Genomic DNA, 23508 nt, shown 5'->3' with positions numbered 1-23508 from the left:
GGGCTGCGCCCGGCACCCGCCGAGGCAACGGCCAGAGCAAGGGCAACGTCAACAGCTGGGGTTCTGTGGGATGGCGGGGCGGGTCAGGTCGCAGTTGGTAGGTGTCGACCTTGGTCGACACGATGGGTCGAGGGGTCAGAGCCCTTTGCGCTGCAAAGGGATCTGACCCCATCTGCACGCCGTGCGCGCGCACAATGGCGGTATGCCTGCTGCCAACGAAAAGAAACCCAGCCTGCGCCAGCGCTTCAAGGCCATGCGCAACCTGCCGCCGTTCCTGCGCCAGGTGTGGCAGACCAGCCCGGCATTGACCCTGGCCAGCCTCGGCCTGCGCATCATCCGCGCCCTGCTGCCGGTGGCGATGCTGTACGTGGGCAAGCTGATCATCGACACCGCCCTGCACCTGAGCCAGCACGGTGCCGGCTTCCCGCCGCTGGGCGAAGCGCTGTCCAGCGGCCTGTTGAACCCGCTGCTGGGATTGCTGGCGCTGGAATTCGGCCTGGCCATCGCCTCGGACCTGCTGGGGCGGCTGGTCAGCTACGCCGACGCGCTGCTGTCGGAACTGTTCGCCAACGCCACCAGCGTGCGCTTGATGGAACATGCCGCCACGCTGGACCTGGAAGACTTCGAAGACCCCGACCTGCAGGACAAGCTGGACCGCGCCCGGCGCCAGACCATGGGCCGGATGAACCTGATGAGCCAGTTGTTCGGCCAGGTGCAGGATGCGATCACCGTGGTCAGCCTGGCCGTGGGTCTGCTGGTCTACGCGCCGTGGCTGATCGTGCTGCTGGCGCTGGCCCTGGTGCCCGCCTTCATCGGCGAATCGCACTTCAACGCGGCCGGCTACAGCCTCAACTTCCTGTGGACGCCCGAGCGCCGCCAGCTGGACTACCTGCGCCAGCTTGGCGCCAGCGTGGAAACAGCCAAGGAAGTGAAGATCTTCAACCTGCACCGCTTTCTGGTGGAGCGCTACCGGCGGCTGTCGGCGGCGCTGTTCCTGGCCAACCGTTCGCTGGCGCGGCGCCGCGCGTTCTGGGGCACGCTGCTGGCGGCACTGGGCACGCTGGGTTACTACACAGCCTACGCCTATATCGCCTGGCGCACCGTGCGCGGGGATTTCAGCATCGGTGACCTGACCTTCCTGGCCGGCAGTTTCCTGCGCCTGCGCCAGCTGCTGGAAGGCCTGCTGATCGGCTTCTCGCAGGTGGCCAGCCAAGCGCTGTACCTGGACGATCTGTATTCGTTCTTCCAGATCCAGCCGGAAATCCATTCGCGCGCCGACGCGTTGCCGGTGCCGCGCCCGATCCAGCAGGGATTCGTGTTCGAGAACGTGGGCTTCCGCTACCCCGATGCCGAGCAGTGGGCGGTGCGCCACCTGGACTTCCAGCTGCACGCCGGCGAAGTGCTGGCCCTGGTGGGCGAGAACGGCGCCGGCAAGACCACTCTGGTGAAGCTGCTGGCACGCCTGTACGAGCCGGATGAAGGGCGCATCCTGCTGGATGGCCGCGATCTGCGCGACTACGACCTGGACGACCTGCGCGCCAACCTGGGCGTGATCTTCCAGGATTTCGTGCGCTACAACCTGACCGCCGCCGAGAACATCGGCGTGGGCCAGGTGGAGGCCATGGCCGACCAAGCGCGCATTGCCGATGCGGCACGCCGCGGTATGGCCGAAGAAGTGATCGATGCCCTGCCCGGCGGCTACCAGCAGTTGATCGGTCGGCGCTTCAAGCAGGGCGTGGACCTGTCCGGGGGGCAGTGGCAGAAGATCGCCATCGCCCGCGCGTGGATGCGCGATGCGCAGGTGATGATCCTGGACGAGCCCACCGCGGCACTGGATGCCCGCGCCGAGTTCGAAGTGTTCCAGCGCTTCCGCGAACTGGCCGAGCAGCGCACCGCGGTGCTTATTTCGCACCGTTTCTCTTCGGTGCGCATGGCCGATCGCATCCTGGTGCTGGCCGAAGGCCGGCTGGAGGCCAGCGGCACCCACGCCGACCTGATGGCCCAGGGCGGGCGCTATGCCGAGCTGTTCGAACTGCAGGCGGCGGGCTATCGCTGAACCGTGCTGGCGGCCTGAGAACGCCTCTCGTTCCGGCCAATGAGAACTTCTCTCATTTGGGGTAGAATGGAGGGGACGAAACCATGCCCCGACTACCCCCATGTCTTCTGCTTTCGGCGCCGAAACGGTGCTTGAGGTCCGCCACTGGACCGACGCCTACTTCAGCTTCACCCTGACCCGCGACAGCGGTTTCCGTTTCGAAAACGGCCAGTTCGTGATGATCGGCCTGGAAACCGAGGCGCGGCCGCTGCTGCGTGCCTATTCCATCGCCAGCGCGAACTGGGAAGAGCATCTGGAGTTCTTCAGCATCAAGGTGCAGGACGGCCCGCTGACCTCGCGCCTGCAGCACATCAAGCCGGGCGACAAGGTACTGGTAGGCAAGAAGCCCACCGGCACCCTGCTGATCAGCGACCTGCACCCGGGCAAGAACCTGTACCTGCTGGGCACCGGCACCGGCATGGCGCCGTGGCTGTCGGTCATCAAGGACCCGGAAACCTACGAGCGCTTCGACAAGGTGATCCTGTGCCACGGCGTGCGCTACGAAAAGGACCTGGCCTACCGCGATTACTTCGAAAAGGAACTGCGTGAGCACGAGTTCCTGGGCGAGATGATCGGCGACAAGCTGCTGTACTACCCGGCCGTGACCCGCGAACCGTTCGCCAACCAGGGCCGCCTGACCTCGCTGATGGAAAGCGGCGAGATGCAGCGCACCCTGGGCCTGCCGGAACTGAATCCGGAAAACGACCGCGCGATGATCTGCGGCAGCCCGCAGATGCTGGCCGACCTGCGCGCCGTGCTCGATGCACGCGGCTTCCAGGTCTCGCCGCGCATCGGCCAGCCGGGCCACTACGTGTTCGAGCGCGCGTTCGTCGAAAAATAAGCCCTGCCCTGCCCCTTGCGTGGATGCCGCCTTCCCGGCATCGTCTGCGCTGCACGGGCCGCCGGCCCGAACAGGGGCTCAAGGATGACGAACAAGCGGTTCCCGCAGGCGATGCGGGCGTGGGTGTTTGCGGCCGCAGTTGCGGTCATGGCCGTTCCGGCCCTGGCCGCATCGCCCGCCCCCGGTGAGGTGCCGCCGCAGGCATTGGGCAATGACCGCCAAGGCAAGCCGGTCAACCTGGCCGACCAGCGCGGCAAGGTGGTCATCGTGACCTTCTGGGCGTCCTGGTGCGGCCCCTGCCGCAAGGAGCTGCCGATCCTGGCGCACCTGCAGAAGGTGGTCGGCGAAGACGCGATGAAGGTCTACGCGATCAACTGGGGCGAGCCGCGCAACGACGTCAACCGGCTGGTGCGCCACCGCGACTGGCCGAAGCTGGACTACCTGCACGATCCGCGTGGCGCCTTGGCCGAGCAGTACGGCATCGCCGCGGTGCCACACATGTTCATCATCGGCCGCGACGGACAGGTCGCCCATGCCCATCGCGGCTACAGCGAAGCGAGCCTGCCGGGCATCCTGGAGGAAATCATCGCTGCGCTGCCCGAAGACGTGCGCAATCGCCCATCGCAGGCGGGCGCCGCAGCAGCAGACTGAGCAGCGGCAAGCGCGCGCGACGCGGGGCGTGGGCGGTTACAGCAGCGCTTCGATGGCCCCACGCAACTGCTCGGGCTTGGTGGTGGGCGCGAAGCGGTCCACCACGTTGCCCTGCCGATCGACCAGGAACTTGCTGAAGTTCCACTTGATGCGCGCACTGCCCAGCAGCCCGCGCTTCTGCTGCGACAGCCACGCCCACAACGGGTCGGCTCCCTCGCCATTGACCTCGATCTTCTGCGACAGGGGGAAGCTGACCGGGTAATCCAGCGAGCAGAACTGGCGGATCTGCGCCGCATCGCCCGGCTCCTGCGCGCCGAACTGGTTGCAGGGGAAGCCGATCACCACAAGACCGCGTTCGCGGTAGTCCTGCCATAGCTGTTCCAGCCCGGTGTACTGCGGGGTGAAGCCGCAGCGGCTGGCCACGTTCACCAGCAGCAGCGGGCGACCGGCGTACTGGGCCAGGGCCTGCGGCTGGCCGTCCAGGTCTACGAAGGTGAAATCGAAGGCAGCGGCCATGGCAGCGTTCCCGACAGGAAAACCCCATGGTAATCGCAGCGACCCGCCCGCGCCGGTGGCGTCCATGCCTTTCGACACAAGTGCCCAGCCCGCTGCGCAGGTTACGCTCGGGCCCTTGTCTGTCTTACCGGAGTTCCGCCTTGACCACCCGCCTTGCCCTTGCCGTGGCCATGACCCTCGGCCTTGCCCTGCCCGCCTATTCGGCCAGCGCTGCCACCCCGGCAGCTGCCGCCAACGCCCAGCAGGCCAACCCGTTCTTCGCCGACAGCCCGCTGCCGCTGCACTTCCCGCAGTTCGACAAGATCAAGGACAGCGACTTCGCCCCGGCCTTTGACGCCGGCATGGCGCAGCAGCTGAAGGAAGTGGAGGTGATCGCCAACAACAAGGCCAAGCCGACCTTCGACAACACCATCATCGCCCTGGAAAAGAGCGGCGACGTGCTGGACCGCGCGACCACCGTGTTCTTCAGCCTGGTCGGCGCCGACACCAACGACGCGCGCAAGAAGCTGCAGGCCGACTACTCGGCGAAGTTCGCCGCACACAGCGATGCGATCGCCCTGAACGGCAAGCTGTTCGCGCGCATCCAGGCGCTGTATGACACCCGCACCCAGCTGGGCCTGGATGCCGAAGGCGTGCGCCTGGTCGAGAAGTACTACGACAACTACGTGCGCGCCGGCGCCAAGCTGTCCGAGGCCGACAAGGCCACGCTGAAGAAGATGAATGCCGAACTGGCCAACCTGGGCACCAAGTTCAGCCAGAACGTGCAGTCGGAAGTGAATGCTTCGGCGATCACCGTCAACGACGTGAAGGAACTGGACGGGCTGTCGCAGGAACAGATCGCCGCCGCTGCCGAAGCCGCCAAGGCCCGTGGCCTGGACGGCAAGTACGTGATCACCCTGCTCAACACCACCGGCCAGCCGCCGCTGACCAACCTGGCCAACCGCGCGCTGCGCCAGAAGATCTACGAAGCGTCGATCAGCCGCGGCAGCCGTGGCGGTGAGTTCGACAACACCGCACTGGTCTCGCGCATCATGCAGCTGCGTGCCGACAAGGCCAAGCTGATGGGCTTTGCCAACTTCGCCGCCTACAACCTGACCAACCAGACCGCCAAGACCCCCGAAGCGGTCAACGCCATGCTGGGCAAGCTGGCCCCGGCCGCGGTGGCCAACGCCAAGCGCGAAGCCGCCGACCTGCAGGCGATGATCGACAAGGAACAGAAGGCCGCCGGCAAGCCGACCTTCGCACTGGAACCGTGGGACTGGGCGTTCTACAGCGAGAAGGTGCGCCAGGCCAAGTACAACTTCGACGAGTCGCAGCTGAAGCCGTACTTCGAAATGAAGAACGTGCTGGAAAACGGCGTGTTCTTCGCCGCCAACCAGGAATTCGGCCTGACCTTCAAGCAGCGCACCGACCTGCCGGTCTACCACGATGACGTGACCGTCTACGACGTGTTCGATGCCGATGGCAGCCAGCTGGCGATCTTCATCTTCGACCCGTACGCGCGCGCGTCCAAGCGTGGCGGTGCGTGGATGAACTCCTACGTTTCGCAGTCCGAGCTGACCGGCTTCAAGCCGGTGGTGGCCAACCACCTGAACATCCCCAAGCCGCCGGCCGGCCAGCCGACCCTGCTGACCTGGGATGAAGTGACCACCACCTTCCACGAGTTCGGCCACGCCCTGCACGGTATGTTCTCCAACGTGAAGTACCCGTACTTCTCGGGCACCGCGGTGCCGCGTGACTTCGTCGAGTTCCCCTCGCAGGTGAACGAGATGTGGTCGGACAACCCGGCCATCCTGAAGAACTACGCCAAGCACTACCAGAACGGTTCGGCCATGCCGCAGGCGCTGCTGGACAAGGTGCTGGCCGCCGCCAAGTTCAACCAGGGCTTTGCCACCACCGAATACCTGGGTGCGGCCATGCTGGACCAGCGCTGGCACCAGATCGGCGCTGACCAGGTGCCGGCGGCCAAGGACGTGATGGCCTTCGAACGTGCGGCCCTGGAAAAGGACGGCATCTACTACGCGCCGGTGCCGCCGCGCTACAAGACCCCGTACTTCAGCCACATCATGGGCGGCTACTCGGCCGGCTACTACGCCTACATCTGGTCGGAAGTGCTGGACGCCAACACCCAGAAGTGGTTCCGCGACAACGGCGGCCTGAGCCGCAAGAATGGCGACCACTTCCGCGCCACCCTGCTGTCCAAGGGCGGCAGCGTGGATGCCATGCAGCTGTTCCGCGATTTCGCCGGCCACGAGCCGCAGATCGAACCGCTGCTGGAAAAGCGTGGCCTGACCGGCGCCGGCAACTGATCGCCCGCCTGGTAGCCTGAAACGAAAACCGCCCGGGAGACCGGGCGGTTTTTTTGTTGGCCGGGGTCAGAGCCCATTTCTGCGAAATGGGATCCGACCCCGGGGTCGGATCCCTTTCCACAGGAAAGGGCTCTGACCCCATGCCTGGACCCCAGGCCTGCCTTCAACGTGGCGCGACGTATCCACCCGGCACGCCCCCGGGCGACAGCACCAGCTGCCACAGCTGCGCATGGCGACAGCGGAAGCTGGCCATCGAACCGGCCAGGTAGAACCGCCACATGCGGCGGAAGCGCTCGTCGTAGCGCTGCGCGTCCAGGGTCGGCCAGGCCGCTTCCACATTCCGCCGCCACGCCTGCAGGGTCAGGTCGTAGTCGGTGCCGAAGTTGTGCCAGTCCTCCAGCACGAACCGCCCTTCGAACGCGCGGCTGATCTGCACCGCCGAGGGCAGCATCGAATTGGGGAAGATGTAGCGGGCGATCCACGGGTCGGTGCGGTGGCGGGAAATGTTGCTGCCGATGGTGTGCAGCAGCAGCAGGCCACGTGGCGACAGGCAGCGCCGTGCCACCTCGAAGAAACTGCCGTAGTTCTTGTCGCCCACGTGTTCGAACATGCCGATCGAGAAAATCGCATCGAACGGTTCGTCCAGTTCGCGGTAGTCCTGCAGGCGGATCTCGATGGGCAACCCGGCACAGCGCTCACGGGCGAATGCGGCCTGCTCCTGGGAAATGGTCACGCCCACACCGCTGACGCCGTAGCGCTCGGCCGCGTACTTCAGCGCTTCGCCCCAGCCGCAGCCGATGTCCAGCACCCGCTGGCCCGGGCGCAGGCCCAGCTTGCGGCAGACCAGGTCCAGCTTGGCCTCCTGCGCCGCATCCAGGTCCACCGCGTTGCACCAGTAGCCACAGCTGTAGACCATGTACTGGCCCAGCATGGCCTGGTAGAGATCGTTGCCCAGGTCGTAATGGCGCCGGCCCACCTCGTAGCTGCCCTGCCCGGCCTGCAGGTTGAACAGGCGCGCTTTCAAGGCATCGGCTACTTCGCGCCAGCCGTGCACGCGCTCATCCAGGTGCGCCTGCATCAGCTGCACCAGGAATTCATCCAGCACATTGGCGTCCCACCAGCCATCCATGTAGCTTTCGCCCAGGCCGAGCGAGCCCTGGCCCATGACCCGCGCGAAGAAGCGCGGGTCATGTACCTGGATGTCCTGTGGCTGGGTGCCGCCAATGCGGACCCCGGCTTCGTGGAGCAGGCCGGTCACCCGCTCCTGCAACCCTGTATCCACGACACCTCCTGCTGGGCGGTCAACCGCGGGCGAACAGTTCCACGTAGTCCTTGGCCACGTGCGGCAGCAGCACGGCGGCCGGTACATCGGCGGTCTGCGTGCCATCCGAATACGGCCCCACCTGGTAGGGCGGGAACACGAAACGCAGGGCGGTGATCTGGCCCTTGTCATCGGTCAGCGGCTGGAACTGGCTGAAGTTGTCGGCCTGCGGCCCGGTGCCTTCGGCAATCATGCGCGAGGCATTGCGCAGCGATTCCTGCAGTTCGGCCGGTTCCATGTCTTCGCCGCTCAGGCGCGTGGCCACGCGCTCGCGCAACTGGTCGGCCACGAAATCACTGACCGCCTTCCAGCCCTTGCTGTCGGCCACCAGCTTGTCGGCGCTCAGCATCTGCTGCTGCTGCGGCAGCCACACGAAACGTGCCACCAGCGGTTCGCCGTGGGCGCCACCGGTGTAGCGGCTGCCATCGGCACTGACCACCACCAGCTGCGGGGTTTCCAGCACTTTCTCGAAGCTCAGCGACAGCTCGTAGGGCATGGTCGGCTTGTCATTGCCCAGGCCATCGAGCGCCTGCTGCAGATCGCCGCGGGCCGAGGTCGCATAGTCCTGCAGCGCGCGGGCCAGGCCCGGGTAGCGGTCGATGCCGGCCGGGTAACTGATTCCCACCACCTCGCGTTCGTTGTTCTCGATCACATCGCGCAGGTCCAGCGGCGCTTCGGCGGCAGGCGCCTCGGCCGCGGCCGGCGCGGCGGCATCCGCGCTGGGTGCGGTATCGGTGACCGGTGCTGCATCGTCGCCGCGCTGGCAACCGCCCAGCAGCAGCACGCCCATTGCCCCGGCCAGCACGCTTGCGCGCAACGGCCGGTTGTTTCCGTTCTTCATCGGGATCCCCTGTTCATGTTCGTACATCATCGCCCGCGGTGGCTGAAGCGTGGCCCGCCGGCATCACCCCACCAGCAGGTCGTGGAACTCCTCGTGCCGCTGCAGGAATGCCTCGGCATACGCGCAGGCCGGCACCACTTTGTACTTGTGCTCACGGGCGAAGCGTAGCGCCACCCGCGTCAACTCGCCGGCAACACCACGGCCGGCAATCGGCTCGGGCACTTCGGTGTGGGTGATCACCATCCGCTTGCGCTTGAGCTGGTAGTCCAGCACCGCCACATGCCCACGCACGCGGGCGGTGAAACGGTGGTTGGCCTGGTCATGCGCGACCTCATAGGCCAGACCGGGGGGTGTGACCGAAGCCATGGGACTGTCTCCTGCGGCGACTGCGTGGATGGTGCGCAGCCGGGCGCCATGATCGCGTGAAGCCTGAACAGGGGCAAGGACTGCCGGGCTGCGTCAGTTTGTGCCCCTCAAGCTGCAGCGCGGGCGGCCGCTAACCCCTTCGCAGGGGTACGGCCGCGCTGGCACGGCCCTTGCGAACGATGTCCCCGTACTCTGCCGTGGAGGCCCGTCATGCACCCCAACCCGTCCCCATCCGATACCGACCGCGCCCTGCTGGAAGGCCTCCTGCAGCTGGCTGTGGAAGGGCAGACCGAAGAGCAGGACTTCCAGCGCATCGGCGAGGAAGTGTATTCGCGGCTGCTGGATACCTACGGCCAGACCAGCCAGGCCTGAAACCGGGTAGACCGGGGTCGGATCCATCGGATCCGACCCCAGGCACGCTTCAGCCGCCCAGGCTGAAGGTGGGGTTGGACAGCTCGCGCAGGAAGTGGCTGAAGATGGCCGGCTGCATGGCCAGCATGAAGATGATGCCGAACGCTGCGCCCGCCAGATGCGCGCTGTGGTTGATGCGATCGCCGCCGCGCTTGTCCATCCAGATGCTGTAGCCGACGTAGAACGCGGCATACACGATCGCCGGCGCCGGAATGAAGAACACCAGGATGATCTTCCAGGGGTTCAGCAGGATGTAGGCGAACAGCACCGCCGACACCGCACCGGACGCGCCCAGGCTGAGGTAGTTCGGATTCTTCTGGTTCTTCAGGTAGCTGGGCAGGATCGACACCAGCAGTGCGCCCAGGTAGAACGCCGGATAGGTCAGGAAGCTGCCGGTCAGCTGCACCATCACGCTCTCGATGTACCCCCCGAAGAAGAACAGGGTGAACATGTTGAAGATCAGGTGCGGCCAGTCGGCGTGGATGAAGCCGTAGGTGACCAGTCGGTCGTACTGGCGGTGGCGGTCCACCGCCGGCGGCCACAGGATCAGGCGGTCAGCCAGCTTGCGGTTGTTGAACGCCATCCAGGACAGCACGGCGGTGATGGCGATCAACAGGAGATTGACGGGGGTCATGTCAGGTCAGGCTCAGGCGCTGCGGTAGTTGTCGACCATACGATAGCGTCGTGCATACCAACCGAAGGCGAACGCCGCAATGAAGGCGAAGCCGGCGAAGAAGAACATCAGGAACGCCGCCTCGCTCAGGCCCGTGCTGGCAATCTTGTGGGTCACCGCCTCGTTGCGCACCGCTGCGTTGGACAGCAGCACCCACAGGTTGCCGATGGTGGTGGTCAGGTTCCAGAAGCTCATCACCACGCCCTTCATGGCCTGCGGCGCCTGGCTGTAGGCGAACTCCAGGCCGGTGGCCGAGACCAGCACTTCACCGAAGGTCAGCAGCGCATACGGCAGCATCTGCCAGAAGATCGACATGGCATTGCCACCGTCCATCACCACCTGGATGCCGCCCACCACGATCCAGGCCAGGCCGCTGAAAGCAATACCGGCGGTCATGCGGCGCAGCGCGGTCGGCTCGAAGCCGAAGCGGCGCAGCGCCGGGTACAGCACCAGATTGTTGAACGGGATCAGGATCATCACCAGCAGCGGGTTCAGCGCCTGCATCTGCGAAGCGGTGAACCAGCTCGGCATCTGCATCTGCTGGCCCTGCAGCACCCAGGTGGAGGCCTTCTGGTCGAACAGCGAGAAGAACGGCGTGGTCAGGGCGAAGATGACCAGCACGCGCAGCACGGCGCGCACGCCTTCCACGGCTTCGGCCGGATGCTGCGCGCGGGCGCGGTCCAGCTGCAGCCAGGTTCCGCCGCCGATGCCGGCCAGGATGGCCACCAGCGCCAGGCACAGGCAGATCACGATGCCCAGCGAACCGACCAGGCCGAACGAGGCGGCGGCCAGCACCAGACCGGCAATGGCCATCACCAGGCCCGGACGGCCCTGGCCGGCCACGCGCGCGGTCAGCGCGGTACGCACCACGTTGGCGAACGAATGCGGATCCTTCGGCGGCAGCGGCACCAGCACGTAGCGCTTGCGGCCCAGCCAGAACACGAAGGTGGCGATGAACATCAGGATGCCGGGAATACCGAAGGCCCACTGCGGGCCCCAGTTCTTCAGCACCAGCGGGATCAGCAGCGAGGCGAACAGCGAGCCGAAGTTGATGATCCAGTAGAAGGCGTCGAAGACGATCTTGGCCAGGTGCTTGTTGCTCTGGTCGAACTGGTCGCCCATGAACGAGGCCACCAGCGGCTTGATGCCACCGGCGCCCAGCGCGATCAGGCCCAGGCCCAGGAAGAAGCCTTCGCGGCTGTTCTCGAACAGCGCCAGGCACAGGTGGCCGGCGCAGTAGACCAGGCTGAACCACAGGATGGTGTGGTACTTGCCGAAGAACTTGTCAGCCAGCCAGCCACCGAGCAGCGGGAAGAAATACACGCCGATCATGAAGCTGTGCATGATGTCCTTGGCTTCACCGGCGCGGCCTTCTGCAGTGATTTCCTGCAGCAGCAGCGAGGTGATCAGGAACTGCACCAGGATGTTGCGCATCCCGTAGAAACTGAACCGTTCGCAGGCCTCATTGCCGATGATGTACGGAATCTGGCGCGGCATCTTTCCCTGGCCGGCGATGGGGGCGACTGCGTCGTGGCTCATCCTGTAAGGCATTCCTGCAAAGCGAAAGGGTGAAGGTTACCGGAACCTGCGCCCGCGAAGCACGCTGCAGGGCTGCATGACAGCGCCGCCGATCCATGGCAGGCGCGCCGCACCGTGCCGGAAGTCACGGCACCTGCACGGCGAAAGCGTAAACTTATCGTTATGCGCCCCCTCGCCCCCGCCCGCTTCCTGCTCGGCAGCCTTGCGCTGCTGATGGTCCTGCCTGCCCTGGCGCGCCCGCAGCTGCCGCCGGCGCCCGGCGCGACCGGCGACGTGCGGCAGCTGACCGTGGCGGCGCTGGAACTGCCCAGCCGCGATGACGCGCAGTGGAAGCAGCGGCGCGAACAGGTGCTGCAGCTGCTGACCGAGCTGCAGCCCGATGTGATTTCCGTGCAGCAGGTGCTGCAGGAACAGGGCCGCAACCCGGCGTGCTGGCTGGCCAGCCGCCTGCGTTACAGCTGCGACTTCGTCACCGCCGACCCGCCAAGCCAGCCGCTGCGCCACGGCAACGCCATGCTGACCCGACTGCCGATAAGCGAGGACGGGGTGACCCTGCTGCATCCGCCGGGCACCTTCAGTGCGGCGGGCATGCTGCGGCTGCGGCTGGGCGAGGCGCTGCTGAATGTCTATGTGGCGCGCCTGCGCCCGGAGGCGGACGAGGCCAGCGCGCGCCAGCACCAGACCAGCGACCTGATGGCTTGGATCGGCGCCACCGCCGAAGGCCTGCCCAGCCTGATTGCCGGCGACTTTGCCGCGCCCACCACCGAACTGGTGCGCAGCACGCCGGGCTTCCAGCCGGCCCGGCGCAATCCCGGCGGACGCCCGGACACGGCGGCCGCCAATGGTGGCGGTGCCAGCGGGCACGGCCTGGACGTGCTGTTCCAGGTCAAGCATTTCGGCGGCATCCGCCAGCAGGCCATCGACCTGCCGGCCGCAGGGGATGCACCCGGCGTGCGGCTGGGGGTGATGGCCACGCTGCGCCTGCAGGGTGTACCGGCGTCCAGCGAATGATCGCCGCGTTGCACCCACCGCACGCAAACAAAAAGGCCGGGGTTTGCCCCGGCCTCTTCGTTTCATCCCAGTGCCGCGATCAGGCGATCGCTTCCTGGTAACGACGCTCGACTTCGTTCCAGTCGATCACGTTGAAGAACGCGCCGATGTATTCCGGACGGCGGTTCTGGTACTTCAGGTAGTACGCGTGTTCCCACACGTCCAGGCCCAGGATCGGCGTGTTGCCTTCCATCAGCGGGCTGTCCTGGTTGCCGGTGCTTTCAACCACGACCTTCTTGTCCGGGGTGACGCTCAGCCAGGCCCAGCCGCTGCCGAAGCGGGTCAGCGCAGCCTTGGTGAAGGCATCCTTGAACTTGTCGAAGCCGCCCAGGTCCTTGTCGATGGCCTTGGCCACGTCGCCCACCGGGTTGCCGCCGGCGTTGGGGGCCATCACGGTCCAGAACAGCGAGTGGTTGGCATGGCCACCACCGTTGTTGCGCACCGGACCCTGCAGGTTTTCCGGCAGCGACTTCAGCTTCTTCACCAGTTCGTCCACCGGCAGGTCGGCGTACTCGGTGCCTTCCAGCGCTGCGTTGACGTTGTTGATGTAGGTCTGGTGGTGCTTGGTGTGATGGATTTCCATCGTCGCCGCATCGATATGCGGTTCCAGAGCGTCGTAGGCGTAGGACAGCTTGGGCAGGGTGTAGGCCATGATGCATCTCCTGATAGCGAGGGCACCCGGCGGTGTCGCCGGGCAGTGCGCGTTGAATGATGGGGACAGACGCGAAGATTACCAAGGGGGATGTAAAGGAAATTGCGTCCTGCCCGTGAGCCCTCCGGCAATTGTTACGCAGCGGTGACGCTGCCGCTGTCCTCATGCGCGATGCAGCGCGCAGGCGCTACAGTGCATGCACCTTCCCTGCCCCGCCCGCCCATGCGCAACCCCCGGCTGCTGATCACCGCCATCGCCCTGCTGTTGCTGGGCCTGCTGGCCAACCATTTCCTGCAGCGGCCGGCGCCGCCACAGTTCGCGCCCAGCCTTGCCGGCCAACCGGCCGTGGCAGCACCCACGGCCAGCGCCCGCAACGATGCCCTGCCCACCTTCCTGCCGGCCGAGGCGCGGCAGACCATCGCCCTCATCCAGCGCGGCGGCCCGTTCCCGCACCGCCAGGATGGCAGCACCTTCGGCAACCGCGAACAGCGGCTGCCGCCGCGTGACCGTGGCTATTACCGCGAATACACCGTCGACACTCCGGGCGCCCGCAACCGCGGTGCGCGCCGCATCGTTACCGGCGGCGACCCGGCCCAGGCCTGGTACTACACCGATGACCACTACGAATCGTTCCGCAGTTTCACCGTACCCGCTTCCGGAGACCGCCCATGAGCCACGATGATTTCGGCCTCGGCCTGCACGACATCAACAATGCTGGCGTCTATGCCATCGACACCGGCGATATCGCCGCACTGTCGGCTGCCATGCGCGATGCGCAGCTGAAGGTGATCCGCATCGACCTGCAGGGCGTGGCCGACAAGCGCACGCTGCTGGCACGGCTGTCGGCGCAGCTCGACTTCCCCGCCGGTTTCGGTGGCAACTGGGATGCCCTTTCGGACAATCTGCGCGACCTGCAGTGGCTGCCGGCGCCGGGCTATGCACTGTTCCTGGCCGACGTGGATACCCTGCGTGCCGAGGCGGGCAAGGAGTTCGACACGCTGCTGGACGTGATGGATGAAGCCTGCCGCGACTGGGTCGGGCGTGATGTGCCGTTCTGGGTGTTTCTCTCGCAGAGCGAGTGAGGGTCACGCAGCGGCCTCGGCGAGTCATCCACGCATGGCGTGGATCTACCAGCGCGGCAGCCCCGTTACCGGCTGCCGTTATCTTCCTGTAGTTCTTTCTTGAACGGGATATCCGGCGGCGGTCGCGCGATCGCCGGCTGGTCCTGCATGTTCGGGTCGCTCAGGCCGCAGCCGCCACCGGCCTGCAGGATCGAGATCACGCAGGAAATCTTCGTGCTGGTGCCCGGCAATGGAATCTCCATGGCCTTGATGCCCTTGCGCACCCATTCGGCCAGCAGTGATTCCTGCGGCACCCAGTACTTGTCGAACGAGGTGGGCGTGTAGTCGTACGGCGGCCGCTTGAGCCAGGTGCCGGACTGGGCGATGCGCTCCTTGCTCCAACCATCATTGGCCCCGCCCGGGGCGCCGCGCTCGGCCGCGCCCGTGCCCTCCTGGCCGGGCACGCGCACGCTGCCGTCGGCGTTGAACAGGCCCTCGCCCTGGCCACTGCGGCTGGCCTGGCTGCTGCCCTGCGTGGCACCGTCACGATTGCGGCTGGATGCACCCCAATCGTCGCCGCGCGCCGGCGTGGCCCAGTTGCCCGGTGTCGGCGCCGGCCGCGCACCGGACTGTGCCGGTTTCGCTGCGGCAGCGGGCGCAGCATTGGCCGCCGTGCTGGCCGCGCTCTGCGCCGCCGCGCTCTGGGCTGAGTCTGCCGCGGCCTGCGCAGCGCCACTACCGGTGGCCGACGACGGCGCGGCAGCCGGTGCCGGGGCGACCGCACGCTCGCGCACCTGCACGTCACGGCCCTGTGGCGCACGCACGGTCGGCTCGCGGCCGGCCACGGTCGCCATGCGCACCTGCGGATCAACTACCGCCTGCACTTCGCGTTCGCGCACCTGCACTTCGCGCTGCGGCATCGACACCGGCACTTCCACGCTGCGCATCGGCTGCGGCGACAGCACGGGTGCATCCACCACGGCCACTTCGCGCTCGCGCACCTGGATATCGCGCGGTGCAGGCGTCTGCACCACCACCTGCGTCGGTGCCACGGGCGTAGGGGTGGCCGGCGCCTGCAGCAGCGGCACGCTGCGCTCGGTCACGCTGGGGGTGACACTGCGCGGCACCACGCTCACTTCGGTACGCGGCACGGTCACTGGCGGCACCACGAAATCGGACGTGACCTCAGCGACCTCGGTGGCCTGCACCGGTGAAGGCGGCGGCGCGGTCTCTACCGCGGGCGCCGGCTCTGCCACCGGCGGCGCACTCGCCGCAGCCGCCGCGGCGGGCGTTGCAGGTGCGGGCGGAACGGGCTGCGGTTGCGGCTGCGGTGCAGTGGCAGCACCGCCGGGCGCACCGCTGGCGGCGCTGGAACCGGCTGGCGCTGCCGCAGCGGCGGCTTCGGCACCGGCCTGGTCGCCACCGCCCTCCTGCGCGCCGGCACCGATGAATTCAATCCGTACCCGCTCGCCTTCGGCGCCGTCCGCATCGGGCTCGGTGGTGCGGATCACCGCCACCCACAGCAGCAGCAGGAAGAACAGCAGGTGCAGCAAGGCACTGAGCACGGCCGAGGTCCAGCGCATCCAGCGCTGGTCACGCGGCGCCGGCTCCCAGTCCTGCCAGAACAGGCGGCGCGCCGCATTCCACGGCGACAGTGCCGGCAGTCGTCCCGGACGCCCCGGCAGCGGCCGCGGCAGCAGCACCGCAATCACATCGCGGGCATGGAACAGGCGTGGCAGGGGTTTCAGCGAGCGCAGCCAGATCGCCCAGCCATACGGCAGGCGGGTGTGCTTTTCGAGAATGAGACGCTGCTGCTGGCGTGCCAGCAGCACATCGACAAGTTGCTCAGCCCTGGGCAGAGGCACGCGGTGCCGGTCAGGCGGCGTTGCCGCGGGGAATGTACGGCGCGTGGCCGCTGTCGTGGTCGGTGGCGTCACGCACCGCCGTCACGCCCGGCACCCGGCCCATCAGGGTCTTTTCAATGCCCTGCTTCAGGGTGACATCGGCCATACCGCAGCCCTGGCAGCCGCCACCGAAGCGCAGCAGCACCACGCCGTCGGCCGAAACTTCCTGCACGGCCACCTTGCCGCCGTGCGAGGCCAGCTGCGGGTTCACCTCGTTTTCCACCACCCAATGCACGCGCTCCACCAGCGAAGCCGCTTCGCCGGGCGCTTCGCCCTTGATGCGCGGCGCCTTGATGGTCAGCTGCTGGGTACCGGCGGTGCCGGGCACGATGTCGATTTCCGCGCCATCGAGCCAGCCGACGCTGGTGGCGTCGACGTACAGAGTGAAGCCGTCGCAATCCACGGCCCATTCGTCGCCCAGCAGATCGGTCGGCTCGGCGAACTCCAGGCGCGCATCGGCGCGCGGGGTGCCGGGATCGACGGCGCTCAGGCGCACGCCCATGCCGGGCACGCCCTCACGTTCGATCAGCTTGCGGAAATGGGTCTGGGCAGTGTCGGAGATCTGGATCATCAGGCTATTCTAGCCAAGTCAGCGTCGGCCGCTCATTCGATTTATACACTGTCCGGCGCATTGTTCAGTCAACACGAGGTGGAGGAACCCATGTCCGACCTGATTCCGCTGGCACAGGCGCACTGCGTGCCGCGAAAGGGCAGCGACCACAAGCTGGGCGAGGCCCGCCTGGCCGAGCTGCTGCCGCAGGTGCCGGGCTGGGAGCTGGCCGAGGCCGGCCAGGCCCTGCTGCGTACCTTCCGCTTCAAGAACTACTACGAAACCATGGCCTTCGTGAACGCGCTGGCCTGGATCGCCCACCACGAGGACCACCACCCGGACCTGGGCGTGCACTACGACCGTGCCGTCGTGCGCTATTCCACCCACGACGTGGGCGGTCTGAGCGAAAACGACTTCATCTGCGCGGCCAAGACTTCGGCCCTGACGGAGCAAAAGTGATGAATGTGCGACTGCTGACCCTTTCCCTGTTGGCTGCCACCGGCCTGGCCGGCTGCGGCGGCGCAGAACCGCCGGCGGCGCCGGCCGCGCCGCCCACCGAAGTGGCCGCGGTGAAGACGCCGCCGCCGCAGTACCCGCTGGAACTGGCCTGCCTGGGCGTGGGCGGCACCAGCACCTTCAGGGTAGTGATCGGCACCGACGGCAAGCCCAGCGACGTGGCCCTGCTGACCGGCGCGGGCAACCCGCAGCTGGACGAACTGGCCCGCACCGCCGTGCAGGGCTGGCAGTTCAAGGCCGCCACCCGCAATGGCGCGGCGGTGCCGGCCACGATCCAGGTGCCGGTCAGCTTCAACCCGCCGCAGCCCAAGCCCGACCAGTGCTTTGCCATTGAAGAGCGCGCCCGCCGCGGCGGCTGATCGCGCTGACTGCGACGAGGCCAGCCGACGCCCGCCTCGCCCCTGCCGCCCCGGCCCGTGCCGGGGCGGTCGACTGACCCCCTGGAACGCGTCGGCACATGCTGCAGATCCCCCCTGAAAACATCTGGATGGCGCTGGCCGTCACCCTGGCGGCCGGCTTGGCCACGGCCATCGGCAGCCTGCTGGTGCTGTTCTCGCGCCGGCCCAACCCGCGCCTGCTGGCCTTCGGCCTGGCCTTCGCCGGCGGCGCGATGGTCTATGTCTCGCTGTCGGAAATCCTGAACAAGGCCATCGACTCGTTCTCGCTGGCCTACGGCGAGCGCAGCGGCTTCACCTACGGCACGGCAGCCTTCCTGCTGGGCATGCTGGCGATCGTGGTGATCGACCACTTGATCCCCAACCCGCATGAGACGCTGGACAAGCAGGACCCGGCGTTCCGCGACAACAACAAGGCGTATATCAAGCGGGTCGGCCTGCTGACGGCCATCGCCATCACCGCGCACAACTTCCCGGAAGGGCTGGCCACGTTCTTTGCCACCCTGGAAAGCCCGTCGGTGGGCATGCCGCTGGCGTTTGCCATCGCCATCCACAACATTCCCGAAGGCATCGCGATCGCGGTGCCGGTGTACTTCGCCACGCAGAACAAGCTGCACGCCTTCGCCGCCAGCCTGCTGTCGGGCCTGGCCGAGCCGGTGGGTGCGGTGATCGGTTATTTCCTGCTGAAGGGCGCGCTGTCGCACGCCACGTTCGGCTGGGTGTTCGGCCTGATTGCCGGGGTGATGGTGTTCCTGGCGCTGGACGAGCTGCTGCCGGCGGCCAAACGCTATGCCAAGGGCCACGAGACCGTGTACGGGCTGGTGGCCGGCATGGGCACGCTGGCGATCAGCCTGGTGCTGTTCAAGTGGTGACGGCCTCCGCACGGCGCATCCACGCATGGCGTGGATCTACCGCCCCGGCCCCGTAGCGTCGAGCTTGCTCGACTGGCTTGCCGCGCAACCGGCCGAAGAGCCGTCGAGCATGGCTCGACGCTACACGGGCTACTTCAGGCGGTCCAGCGCTTCCACCAGTTCTTCGGCCAGCGGCGCGTTCAGCACGTACGGGGTTTTGCCCGCGTCCAGCGCAAACTCCAGCGAGGCCGCGTGCAGGAACAGGCGCTTCAGCCCAATCTGCTCACGAAGCCGCTTGTTGACGGCAGGATCGCCGTACTTATCGTCACCAGCCACCGGGTGCCCCAGGTGCTGGGCATGCACGCGGATCTGGTGGGTACGGCCGGTTTCGATGCGCACCTCGCAGTAGGAGTGCCCACCGCGCCGTTCAAGAACGCGGAAGTGGCTGATCGATTCCTTGCCGATCGCGTTCACCTGCACATGGCGCTCGCCGCCCTGGCGCAGGCCCACGTGCAGCGGGGCGTCCACCGTCATCACACCGTCGGGCATGCGCCCGGCCAGCAGGGTCAGGTAGCGCTTGCGGATGCCGGCACCGTGGTCTTCACGCAGCAGGGCCTGCAGCTCGCTCAGCGCCGAACGCTTCTTGGCCACGATCAGCAGGCCCGACGTGTCGCGATCCAACCGGTGGACCAGCTCCAGGCTCTGCCCCGGGCGCAGCGCACGCAGGGTTTCAATGGCGCCGAAGCTGATGCCGCTGCCGCCGTGGCTGGCCACGCCGGTGGGCTTGTTCAGGGCCAGCAGGCGCGCGTCCTCGAACACGATCGCCTGCTCCAGCCGGCGCATGAACGCCTCGGGCGGGCCGGCCTTGTCTCCTTCCTCGGTGAGACGAACCGGTGGCACACGCACCTCGTCGCCCGCCTCCAGCTTGCGTTCGGCCTTGGCGCGGCCGCCATTCACACGCACCTGGCCGCTGCGCACCAGCTTGTAGACCAGGCTGCGCGGGGCGCCCTTCAGCTGGCCCAGCAGGAAGTTGTCCAGCCGCTGGCCGGCGCGGTCCTCGGGAACGGTGATCATGCGCACGGAAGGCTTGTCGCCGGCCGGCTTGGTGGGGTCTGATGCAGTCATCGGGCTGTTTATTCTGTTACACTCGGGGGGCGAGATAAGGGATTGATTTCGTTGGAAGTTACTCAGGGCCAGAAGCCCAGCTTCCGACGAATCCGGCACAGTGCGCGACCACCGCCCGCGGGGCGGCCATGTTAGCGGCTCACCGGCCTTCCCGGCCATCGCCGGATGCCTGACACGCAACCGAGCTGAACATGTCCCGCGTGGCGCTCCAGCCTGGCTGACAGCTGCCTGCGGCCCTGCAACACCCCAAAACCCATAAGAGTGAAGCGCTCCCGCGGCCTGCCGTGGTGTCGTAGCGCTGGAAACCGAAGCTGCCCTCCCCGCGCATGCGCGAATGGGCGGCGAGCCGTATCCAGAGGCGAAACCCCATGGCGTTCCGCGCGGTAGCCGCTTGCGAGGAACGCAAGAATGAAGCGAATGCTGATCAACGCCACGCAGGCCGAAGAGCTGCGTGTTGCCATCGTCGATGGCCAGTCGTTGTATGACATCGATATCGAGCAGCCGTCCAAGGAACAGAAGAAGTCCAACATCTACAAGGGCCGGATCTTCCGCATCGAGCCCTCGCTGGAAGCGGCCTTCGTCGAATACGGCGGCGGTCGCCATGGCTTCCTGCCGCTGAAGGAAATCTCCCGCGACTACTTCCAGGCCGGCGTCGACCACAACAAGGCCGGCATCCGCGAACTGCTGAAGGAAGGCCAGGAAGTGGTCGTGCAGGTCGACAAGGAAGAGCGTGGCAACAAGGGCGCCGCCCTGACCACGTTCATCTCCCTGGCCGGCCGCTACATGGTGCTGATGCCCAATTCGCCCAGCGCCGGCGGTGTCTCCCGTCGCATCGAGGGCGAAGACCGGGCCGCGTTGAAAGACGCCCTGGACAAGCTGAACATCCCCGACGACATGGGCGTGATCATCCGCACCGCCGGCGTCGGCCGCGATGCCGAAGAGCTGCAGTGGGACCTGGACTACCTGCTGAGCGTCTGGCGCGCCATTGCCGAAGCCGCCCTGAGCAAGCCGGCCCCGTTCCTGATCTACCAGGAATCGCGCCTGATCGTGCGCGCCCTGCGTGACTACCTGCGCGCCGACATCGGCGAGATCCTGGTGGACACCGAGGAGATGTACGAGCACGCCAAGGAGTTCATGCAGCAGGTGATGCCGCAGACCCTGCGCAAGCTCAAGCACTACAAGGACGACATCCCGCTGTTCAACCGCTTCCAGATCGAATCGCAGATCGAAGGTGCCTACGAGCGCAACGTGCGCCTGCCGTCGGGCGGCTCGATCGTGGTCGACCAGACCGAAGCGCTGACCGCCGTGGACGTGAACTCCTCGCGCGCTACCAAGGGCAGCGACATCGAAGACACCGCCTTCCAGACCAACCTGGAAGCGGCCGAGGAAGTGGCCCGCCAGCTGCGCCTGCGCGACCTGGGCGGCCTGGTGGTGATCGATTTCATCGACATGGCGTCCAACAAGCACCAGCGCGAGGTCGAGAACCGCCTGGCCAACGCGCTGAAGTACGACCGTGCGCGCGTGCAGGTCGGCCGCATCTCGCGCTTCGGCCTGCTTGAAATGAGCCGCCAGCGCCTGCGCCCGAGCCTGGGCGAATCCAGCCAGATCGTCTGCCCGCGCTGCGATGGCCATGGCCGCATGCGCAGCGTCGAGTCGCTGTCGCTGTCGATCATCCGCGTGGCCGAAGAGCATGCGATGAAGGAGAACACCGGGCAGGTGCTGGTCCAGGCCCCGGTGGAGATCGCCAATTACCTGCTGAACGAGAAGCGCAGCGCGCTGCGCGAGATCGAACGCCGCCACGAAGCGCCGATCGTGATCGTTGCCGACGAGCAGCTGCACACCCCGCACTACACCGTTACCCGCCTGCGCGAGAACGAGCTGGGTGAAGAGAGCAACAAGCCCAGCTATCAGCGCGGCACCCCGCGCAAGCTGCCGGTGCATGCCCTCACCAAGGGCCAGCTGAACATCCCGCCGCCGGCGGTCACTCAGGTCAAGCACACTGCGCCGGCCCCGGTGCGTGCCGAAGCCGAACCGGCCGCTGCGCCGGCCCTGGCCCCGGTGGCTGCGGCTGCCCCGGCCGCTGCCAGCGGCGGCGTGGTCGGTTGGCTCAAGCGCATCTTTGGTGGCGAACCGGCCCCGGCCGCTGCCCCGGCCCCGGCCGCGCGCCAGCCGCAACACGACGGCGGCCAGCGCAAGGACCGTAACAAGGATCGCAACAAGGACCGTAACAAGGACCGTCGCGACGAGAACCGTGGCAACGGCGGCAATGGCAACGCGCAGAAGGATGGCGGCAACCGCAAGGACCGCAACGAACAGCGCAAGGACGGCCGCAACAACAACAACAACAACGGCAACGCGCAGCAGCCGCAGCAGGGCAAGCAGCAGAAGGACGCTGCCCAGCCGCAGCAGCCGCAGCAGAACAAGCCGCGCAACGAGCAGCAGGGCCAGAACCCCAACCCGGGCCAGGGCCAGCAGCAGCCGAAGCTGAAGCAGCCGCGCCAGCCGCGTCCGCAGGATGGCGAGAAGCCGACCGACAAGCCGCAGCGCAACGCCGCCGAAGAGGCCGTGGACGCCGTGCCGGCCGCCGCGGTCGCCGCCACTGCCGTGGCCGCCAACGTGGTCACCGCGCAGGAAGCCACCGCACCGGTGGCGACCCCGGTTGCCGCTCCGGCAGCGCAGGTCGCGCCCCCCGCTGACACGACCCCGACCCCGGCCGTTGAGGCCGAAGGCGTGGTTGCCGGCGATGAAGACGCTACGGCCGATGCAGCCGATGCGGCCAACGGCGAGCAGGCCGGCGAAGGCGCAACCCGCCGTCGCCGCGGCCGTCGCGGTGGCCGTCGTCGTCGTCGCGGTGGCGCCGAGAACGCCAATGGCGCCGACGTGCTGGGCGATGACCAGGACGAAGGTGACGAAGGCGAAGACCAGGACGTGGTCGAACCGAACCGCGACAGCAGCGCGCCCGCTGCGGTGGCTACCCAGCAGCCGGCGCGTTCGCAGCCCGAGTTCGATTTCGACGATGAGATCGAGCCGGCCAGCGTAGAGGCCGAAAAGCCCGCGCGCGCACCGGCCGCTGTTGCCGCTGCCGCACCGGTGGCTGCGGTCAGCAGCGCCGTACTGGAAGCCGTTACCGAAGTGCAGTCCGTGGACGTGCCGGTGGCCCGCGAAGCCGCCCCGCAGCCGGAACAGGCGAAGCCGACCCCGGTGCAGACCAGCATGCTGGATGCCATCGATGCGGCCACCCCGGTGCAGCCGGTCGCCGCCGCCCCCGTGGCCGAGGTGAAGCCGGTCGTGGTTGAAGCCACCCCGGTGGCCCAAGCGGCCCCGGCCGTGGTTGAAGCCGCTCCGGTGGTGGAAGCCGCTCCGGTCGTGACCGCCGCCACCCCGGTGGTCGTTGAACCGACTCCGGTTGTCGAAGCCGCCCCGATCGCTACTCCGGTCGTTGAAGCTGCGCCGGTCGTGGACGTTCAGCCGGTTGTTGAACAGCCGGTCGCCCCGGTCGTGCTGGAGGCCGCTCCGGTCGAAGCCGCCGCGCCGGTCGAAGCCGTGGTGACGCCGTCGATCGACCCGGTGGCCGATGGCCACGCCGATTCGGCCAGCCAGGCTGCCGAGGCCCCGGCGTCGGACGAAGACGAAGAAGCCGCCAAGCGCACGCCGCCGGCGAACTGATCGTTGTTTGATCGCGTGAAAGCGAAACGGCGGGGATCGATGATCCCCGCCGTTTTTGTTTGTGCGGCCCGTACGGCCTTGGTCGCTGCCAACCGTGATTGGCACTTTGCTTCACCGCGCGCAGGTGCGTCCGTGCTTGCTTGGTAGGTGCCAACCTTGGTTGGCACTTTGATTC

The 23508-nt window shown here is 67.3% G+C and carries 22 protein-coding genes; 12 read left to right on the top strand and 10 right to left on the bottom strand.

The window, feature by feature from the left end; translation table 11 throughout:
• Nucleotides 1-202: 202 nt before the first annotated feature.
• The 3 genes from G4G00_RS18790 to G4G00_RS18780 all read left to right on the top strand — a co-directional run bounded on the left by G4G00_RS18790 (nucleotide 203) and on the right by G4G00_RS18780 (nucleotide 3587).
• Nucleotides 203-2056: an ABC transporter ATP-binding protein gene (locus G4G00_RS18790; protein WP_164275697.1), complete on the top strand. Its 1854-nt coding sequence runs from the start codon at nucleotides 203-205 to the stop codon at nucleotides 2054-2056.
• A gap of 100 nt (nucleotides 2057-2156) precedes the next feature.
• Nucleotides 2157-2936: a ferredoxin--NADP reductase gene (locus G4G00_RS18785; protein WP_108753581.1), complete on the top strand. Its 780-nt coding sequence runs from the start codon at nucleotides 2157-2159 to the stop codon at nucleotides 2934-2936.
• A gap of 84 nt (nucleotides 2937-3020) precedes the next feature.
• Complete coding sequence (locus tag G4G00_RS18780; RefSeq protein ID WP_240336189.1) at nucleotides 3021-3587, top strand: TlpA disulfide reductase family protein; 567 nt, start codon at nucleotides 3021-3023, stop codon at nucleotides 3585-3587.
• Between the two features lie 36 nt (nucleotides 3588-3623).
• On the opposite strand, the gene G4G00_RS18775 is transcribed toward G4G00_RS18780, so the two are convergent.
• Entirely contained in the window at nucleotides 3624-4103 is a 480-nt protein-coding gene (locus G4G00_RS18775; RefSeq protein WP_164275695.1) for a glutathione peroxidase, read from the bottom strand.
• A 140-nt stretch (nucleotides 4104-4243) separates the two neighbouring features.
• On the opposite strand from G4G00_RS18775, the gene G4G00_RS18770 reads away from it, so the two are divergent.
• Entirely contained in the window at nucleotides 4244-6412 is a 2169-nt protein-coding gene (locus tag G4G00_RS18770) for a M3 family metallopeptidase (protein WP_164275692.1), read from the top strand.
• A 163-nt stretch (nucleotides 6413-6575) separates the two neighbouring features.
• On the opposite strand, the gene cfa is transcribed toward G4G00_RS18770, so the two are convergent.
• From cfa to G4G00_RS18755, 3 genes are read right to left on the bottom strand one after another with little or no spacing between them, the layout of a single operon-like run.
• Nucleotides 6576-7694, bottom strand: coding sequence for a cyclopropane fatty acyl phospholipid synthase (cfa, locus tag G4G00_RS18765; RefSeq protein WP_164275689.1), 1119 nt, complete (start codon nucleotides 7692-7694; stop codon nucleotides 6576-6578).
• Between the two features lie 19 nt (nucleotides 7695-7713).
• A complete protein-coding gene (locus tag G4G00_RS18760) occupies nucleotides 7714-8601 on the bottom strand; it encodes a DUF3298 and DUF4163 domain-containing protein (protein WP_164275686.1) in 888 nt (295 codons plus the stop codon).
• A gap of 36 nt (nucleotides 8602-8637) precedes the next feature.
• Nucleotides 8638-8940 (bottom strand): GNAT family N-acetyltransferase, encoded by a 303-nt coding sequence (locus tag G4G00_RS18755; RefSeq protein WP_108750076.1) that lies wholly within the window; start codon nucleotides 8938-8940, stop codon nucleotides 8638-8640.
• A gap of 210 nt (nucleotides 8941-9150) precedes the next feature.
• Here G4G00_RS18755 and G4G00_RS21855 point away from each other — a divergent pair, with 210 nt between their 5' ends.
• The gene (locus G4G00_RS21855) at nucleotides 9151-9312 is read left to right on the top strand and encodes a hypothetical protein (RefSeq protein WP_199911370.1); all 162 of its coding nucleotides are present in this window, start codon (nucleotides 9151-9153) and stop codon (nucleotides 9310-9312) included.
• A gap of 49 nt (nucleotides 9313-9361) precedes the next feature.
• Here G4G00_RS21855 and G4G00_RS18750 read toward each other — a convergent pair whose 3' ends face one another.
• Together G4G00_RS18750 and G4G00_RS18745 are read right to left on the bottom strand one after the other, a co-directional pair.
• Nucleotides 9362-9985 carry a rhomboid family intramembrane serine protease gene (locus G4G00_RS18750; RefSeq protein WP_108750077.1) on the bottom strand — a complete coding sequence of 208 codons (624 nt, stop codon included), beginning with the start codon at nucleotides 9983-9985 and terminating at the stop codon, nucleotides 9362-9364.
• Nucleotides 9986-9997: 12 nt separating this feature from the next.
• Nucleotides 9998-11563 (bottom strand): oligopeptide:H+ symporter, encoded by a 1566-nt coding sequence (locus G4G00_RS18745; RefSeq protein ID WP_108753585.1) that lies wholly within the window; start codon nucleotides 11561-11563, stop codon nucleotides 9998-10000.
• A gap of 162 nt (nucleotides 11564-11725) precedes the next feature.
• On the opposite strand from G4G00_RS18745, the gene G4G00_RS18740 reads away from it, so the two are divergent.
• Nucleotides 11726-12574 (top strand): endonuclease/exonuclease/phosphatase family protein, encoded by an 849-nt coding sequence (locus G4G00_RS18740; RefSeq protein ID WP_108753586.1) that lies wholly within the window; start codon nucleotides 11726-11728, stop codon nucleotides 12572-12574.
• Between the two features lie 79 nt (nucleotides 12575-12653).
• On the opposite strand, the gene G4G00_RS18735 is transcribed toward G4G00_RS18740, so the two are convergent.
• Entirely contained in the window at nucleotides 12654-13265 is a 612-nt protein-coding gene (locus G4G00_RS18735) for a superoxide dismutase (protein ID WP_108750080.1), read from the bottom strand.
• Nucleotides 13266-13487: 222 nt separating this feature from the next.
• Between G4G00_RS18735 and G4G00_RS18730 the strand changes: the two genes are divergently transcribed.
• Both G4G00_RS18730 and G4G00_RS18725 read left to right on the top strand, forming a co-directional pair.
• Entirely contained in the window at nucleotides 13488-13937 is a 450-nt protein-coding gene (locus G4G00_RS18730) for a ribonuclease domain-containing protein (protein ID WP_108753587.1), read from the top strand.
• Nucleotides 13934-14347, top strand: coding sequence for a barstar family protein (locus G4G00_RS18725; RefSeq protein ID WP_164275683.1), 414 nt, complete (start codon nucleotides 13934-13936; stop codon nucleotides 14345-14347). Before G4G00_RS18730 ends, G4G00_RS18725 begins: the two co-directional genes overlap by 4 nt.
• A 65-nt stretch (nucleotides 14348-14412) precedes the next feature.
• On the opposite strand, the gene G4G00_RS18720 is transcribed toward G4G00_RS18725, so the two are convergent.
• Together G4G00_RS18720 and G4G00_RS18715 are read right to left on the bottom strand one after the other, a co-directional pair.
• Nucleotides 14413-16191 (bottom strand): hypothetical protein, encoded by a 1779-nt coding sequence (locus G4G00_RS18720; protein WP_164275680.1) that lies wholly within the window; start codon nucleotides 16189-16191, stop codon nucleotides 14413-14415.
• Between the two features lie 10 nt (nucleotides 16192-16201).
• On the bottom strand, nucleotides 16202-16801 hold the full coding sequence (locus tag G4G00_RS18715) for an NfuA family Fe-S biogenesis protein (protein WP_108753590.1): 600 nt from the start codon (nucleotides 16799-16801) through the stop codon (nucleotides 16202-16204).
• 90 nt (nucleotides 16802-16891) lie between these two features.
• Between G4G00_RS18715 and G4G00_RS18710 the strand changes: the two genes are divergently transcribed.
• From G4G00_RS18710 to zupT, 3 genes are all read left to right on the top strand, one after another.
• Entirely contained in the window at nucleotides 16892-17239 is a 348-nt protein-coding gene (locus G4G00_RS18710; RefSeq protein WP_108750085.1) for a 4a-hydroxytetrahydrobiopterin dehydratase, read from the top strand.
• Complete coding sequence (locus G4G00_RS18705; RefSeq protein ID WP_164275677.1) at nucleotides 17239-17655, top strand: energy transducer TonB; 417 nt, start codon at nucleotides 17239-17241, stop codon at nucleotides 17653-17655. Before G4G00_RS18710 ends, G4G00_RS18705 begins: the two co-directional genes overlap by 1 nt.
• A 98-nt stretch (nucleotides 17656-17753) precedes the next feature.
• Entirely contained in the window at nucleotides 17754-18563 is an 810-nt protein-coding gene (zupT, locus tag G4G00_RS18700; RefSeq protein WP_108750087.1) for a zinc transporter ZupT, read from the top strand.
• Nucleotides 18564-18692: 129 nt separating this feature from the next.
• Here the strand turns inward: zupT and G4G00_RS18695 are convergent, their stop codons facing one another.
• Entirely contained in the window at nucleotides 18693-19667 is a 975-nt protein-coding gene (locus G4G00_RS18695) for an RluA family pseudouridine synthase (protein ID WP_164275675.1), read from the bottom strand.
• Between the two features lie 408 nt (nucleotides 19668-20075).
• Here G4G00_RS18695 and G4G00_RS18690 point away from each other — a divergent pair, with 408 nt between their 5' ends.
• Nucleotides 20076-23333, top strand: coding sequence for an Rne/Rng family ribonuclease (locus G4G00_RS18690; RefSeq protein ID WP_164275672.1), 3258 nt, complete (start codon nucleotides 20076-20078; stop codon nucleotides 23331-23333).
• The last annotated feature ends 175 nt before the right edge of the window (nucleotides 23334-23508 follow it).

It is taken from the genome of Stenotrophomonas sp. B1-1 (genome assembly GCF_010894375.1).
Lineage (GTDB): Bacteria > Pseudomonadota > Gammaproteobacteria > Xanthomonadales > Xanthomonadaceae > Stenotrophomonas.
This window is presented reverse-complemented; position numbering and strand designations above follow the sequence as displayed.

What these genes read in the sequence shown, in the direction of transcription:
- G4G00_RS18790 (WP_164275697.1), top strand. Translation starts at nt 203, where the DNA reads ATGCCTGCTGCCAACGAAAAGAAACCCAGCCTGCGCCAGCGCTTCAAG.
- G4G00_RS18785 (WP_108753581.1), top strand. Translation starts at nt 2,157, where the DNA reads ATGTCTTCTGCTTTCGGCGCCGAAACGGTGCTTGAGGTCCGCCACTGG.
- G4G00_RS18780 (WP_240336189.1), top strand. Translation starts at nt 3,021, where the DNA reads ATGACGAACAAGCGGTTCCCGCAGGCGATGCGGGCGTGGGTGTTTGCG.
- G4G00_RS18775 (WP_164275695.1), bottom strand. Translation starts at nt 4,103, where the DNA reads ATGGCCGCTGCCTTCGATTTCACCTTCGTAGACCTGGACGGCCAGCCG.
- G4G00_RS18760 (WP_164275686.1), bottom strand. Translation starts at nt 8,601, where the DNA reads ATGTACGAACATGAACAGGGGATCCCGATGAAGAACGGAAACAACCGG.
- G4G00_RS18755 (WP_108750076.1), bottom strand. Translation starts at nt 8,940, where the DNA reads ATGGCTTCGGTCACACCCCCCGGTCTGGCCTATGAGGTCGCGCATGAC.
- G4G00_RS21855 (WP_199911370.1), top strand. Translation starts at nt 9,151, where the DNA reads ATGCACCCCAACCCGTCCCCATCCGATACCGACCGCGCCCTGCTGGAA.
- G4G00_RS18750 (WP_108750077.1), bottom strand. Translation starts at nt 9,985, where the DNA reads ATGACCCCCGTCAATCTCCTGTTGATCGCCATCACCGCCGTGCTGTCC.
- G4G00_RS18745 (WP_108753585.1), bottom strand. Translation starts at nt 11,563, where the DNA reads ATGAGCCACGACGCAGTCGCCCCCATCGCCGGCCAGGGAAAGATGCCG.
- G4G00_RS18740 (WP_108753586.1), top strand. Translation starts at nt 11,726, where the DNA reads ATGCGCCCCCTCGCCCCCGCCCGCTTCCTGCTCGGCAGCCTTGCGCTG.
- G4G00_RS18735 (WP_108750080.1), bottom strand. Translation starts at nt 13,265, where the DNA reads ATGGCCTACACCCTGCCCAAGCTGTCCTACGCCTACGACGCTCTGGAA.
- G4G00_RS18730 (WP_108753587.1), top strand. Translation starts at nt 13,488, where the DNA reads ATGCGCAACCCCCGGCTGCTGATCACCGCCATCGCCCTGCTGTTGCTG.
- G4G00_RS18725 (WP_164275683.1), top strand. Translation starts at nt 13,934, where the DNA reads ATGAGCCACGATGATTTCGGCCTCGGCCTGCACGACATCAACAATGCT.
- G4G00_RS18715 (WP_108753590.1), bottom strand. Translation starts at nt 16,801, where the DNA reads ATGATCCAGATCTCCGACACTGCCCAGACCCATTTCCGCAAGCTGATC.
- G4G00_RS18710 (WP_108750085.1), top strand. Translation starts at nt 16,892, where the DNA reads ATGTCCGACCTGATTCCGCTGGCACAGGCGCACTGCGTGCCGCGAAAG.
- G4G00_RS18705 (WP_164275677.1), top strand. Translation starts at nt 17,239, where the DNA reads ATGAATGTGCGACTGCTGACCCTTTCCCTGTTGGCTGCCACCGGCCTG.
- zupT (WP_108750087.1), top strand. Translation starts at nt 17,754, where the DNA reads ATGCTGCAGATCCCCCCTGAAAACATCTGGATGGCGCTGGCCGTCACC.
- G4G00_RS18695 (WP_164275675.1), bottom strand. Translation starts at nt 19,667, where the DNA reads ATGACTGCATCAGACCCCACCAAGCCGGCCGGCGACAAGCCTTCCGTG.
- G4G00_RS18690 (WP_164275672.1), top strand. Translation starts at nt 20,076, where the DNA reads ATGAAGCGAATGCTGATCAACGCCACGCAGGCCGAAGAGCTGCGTGTT.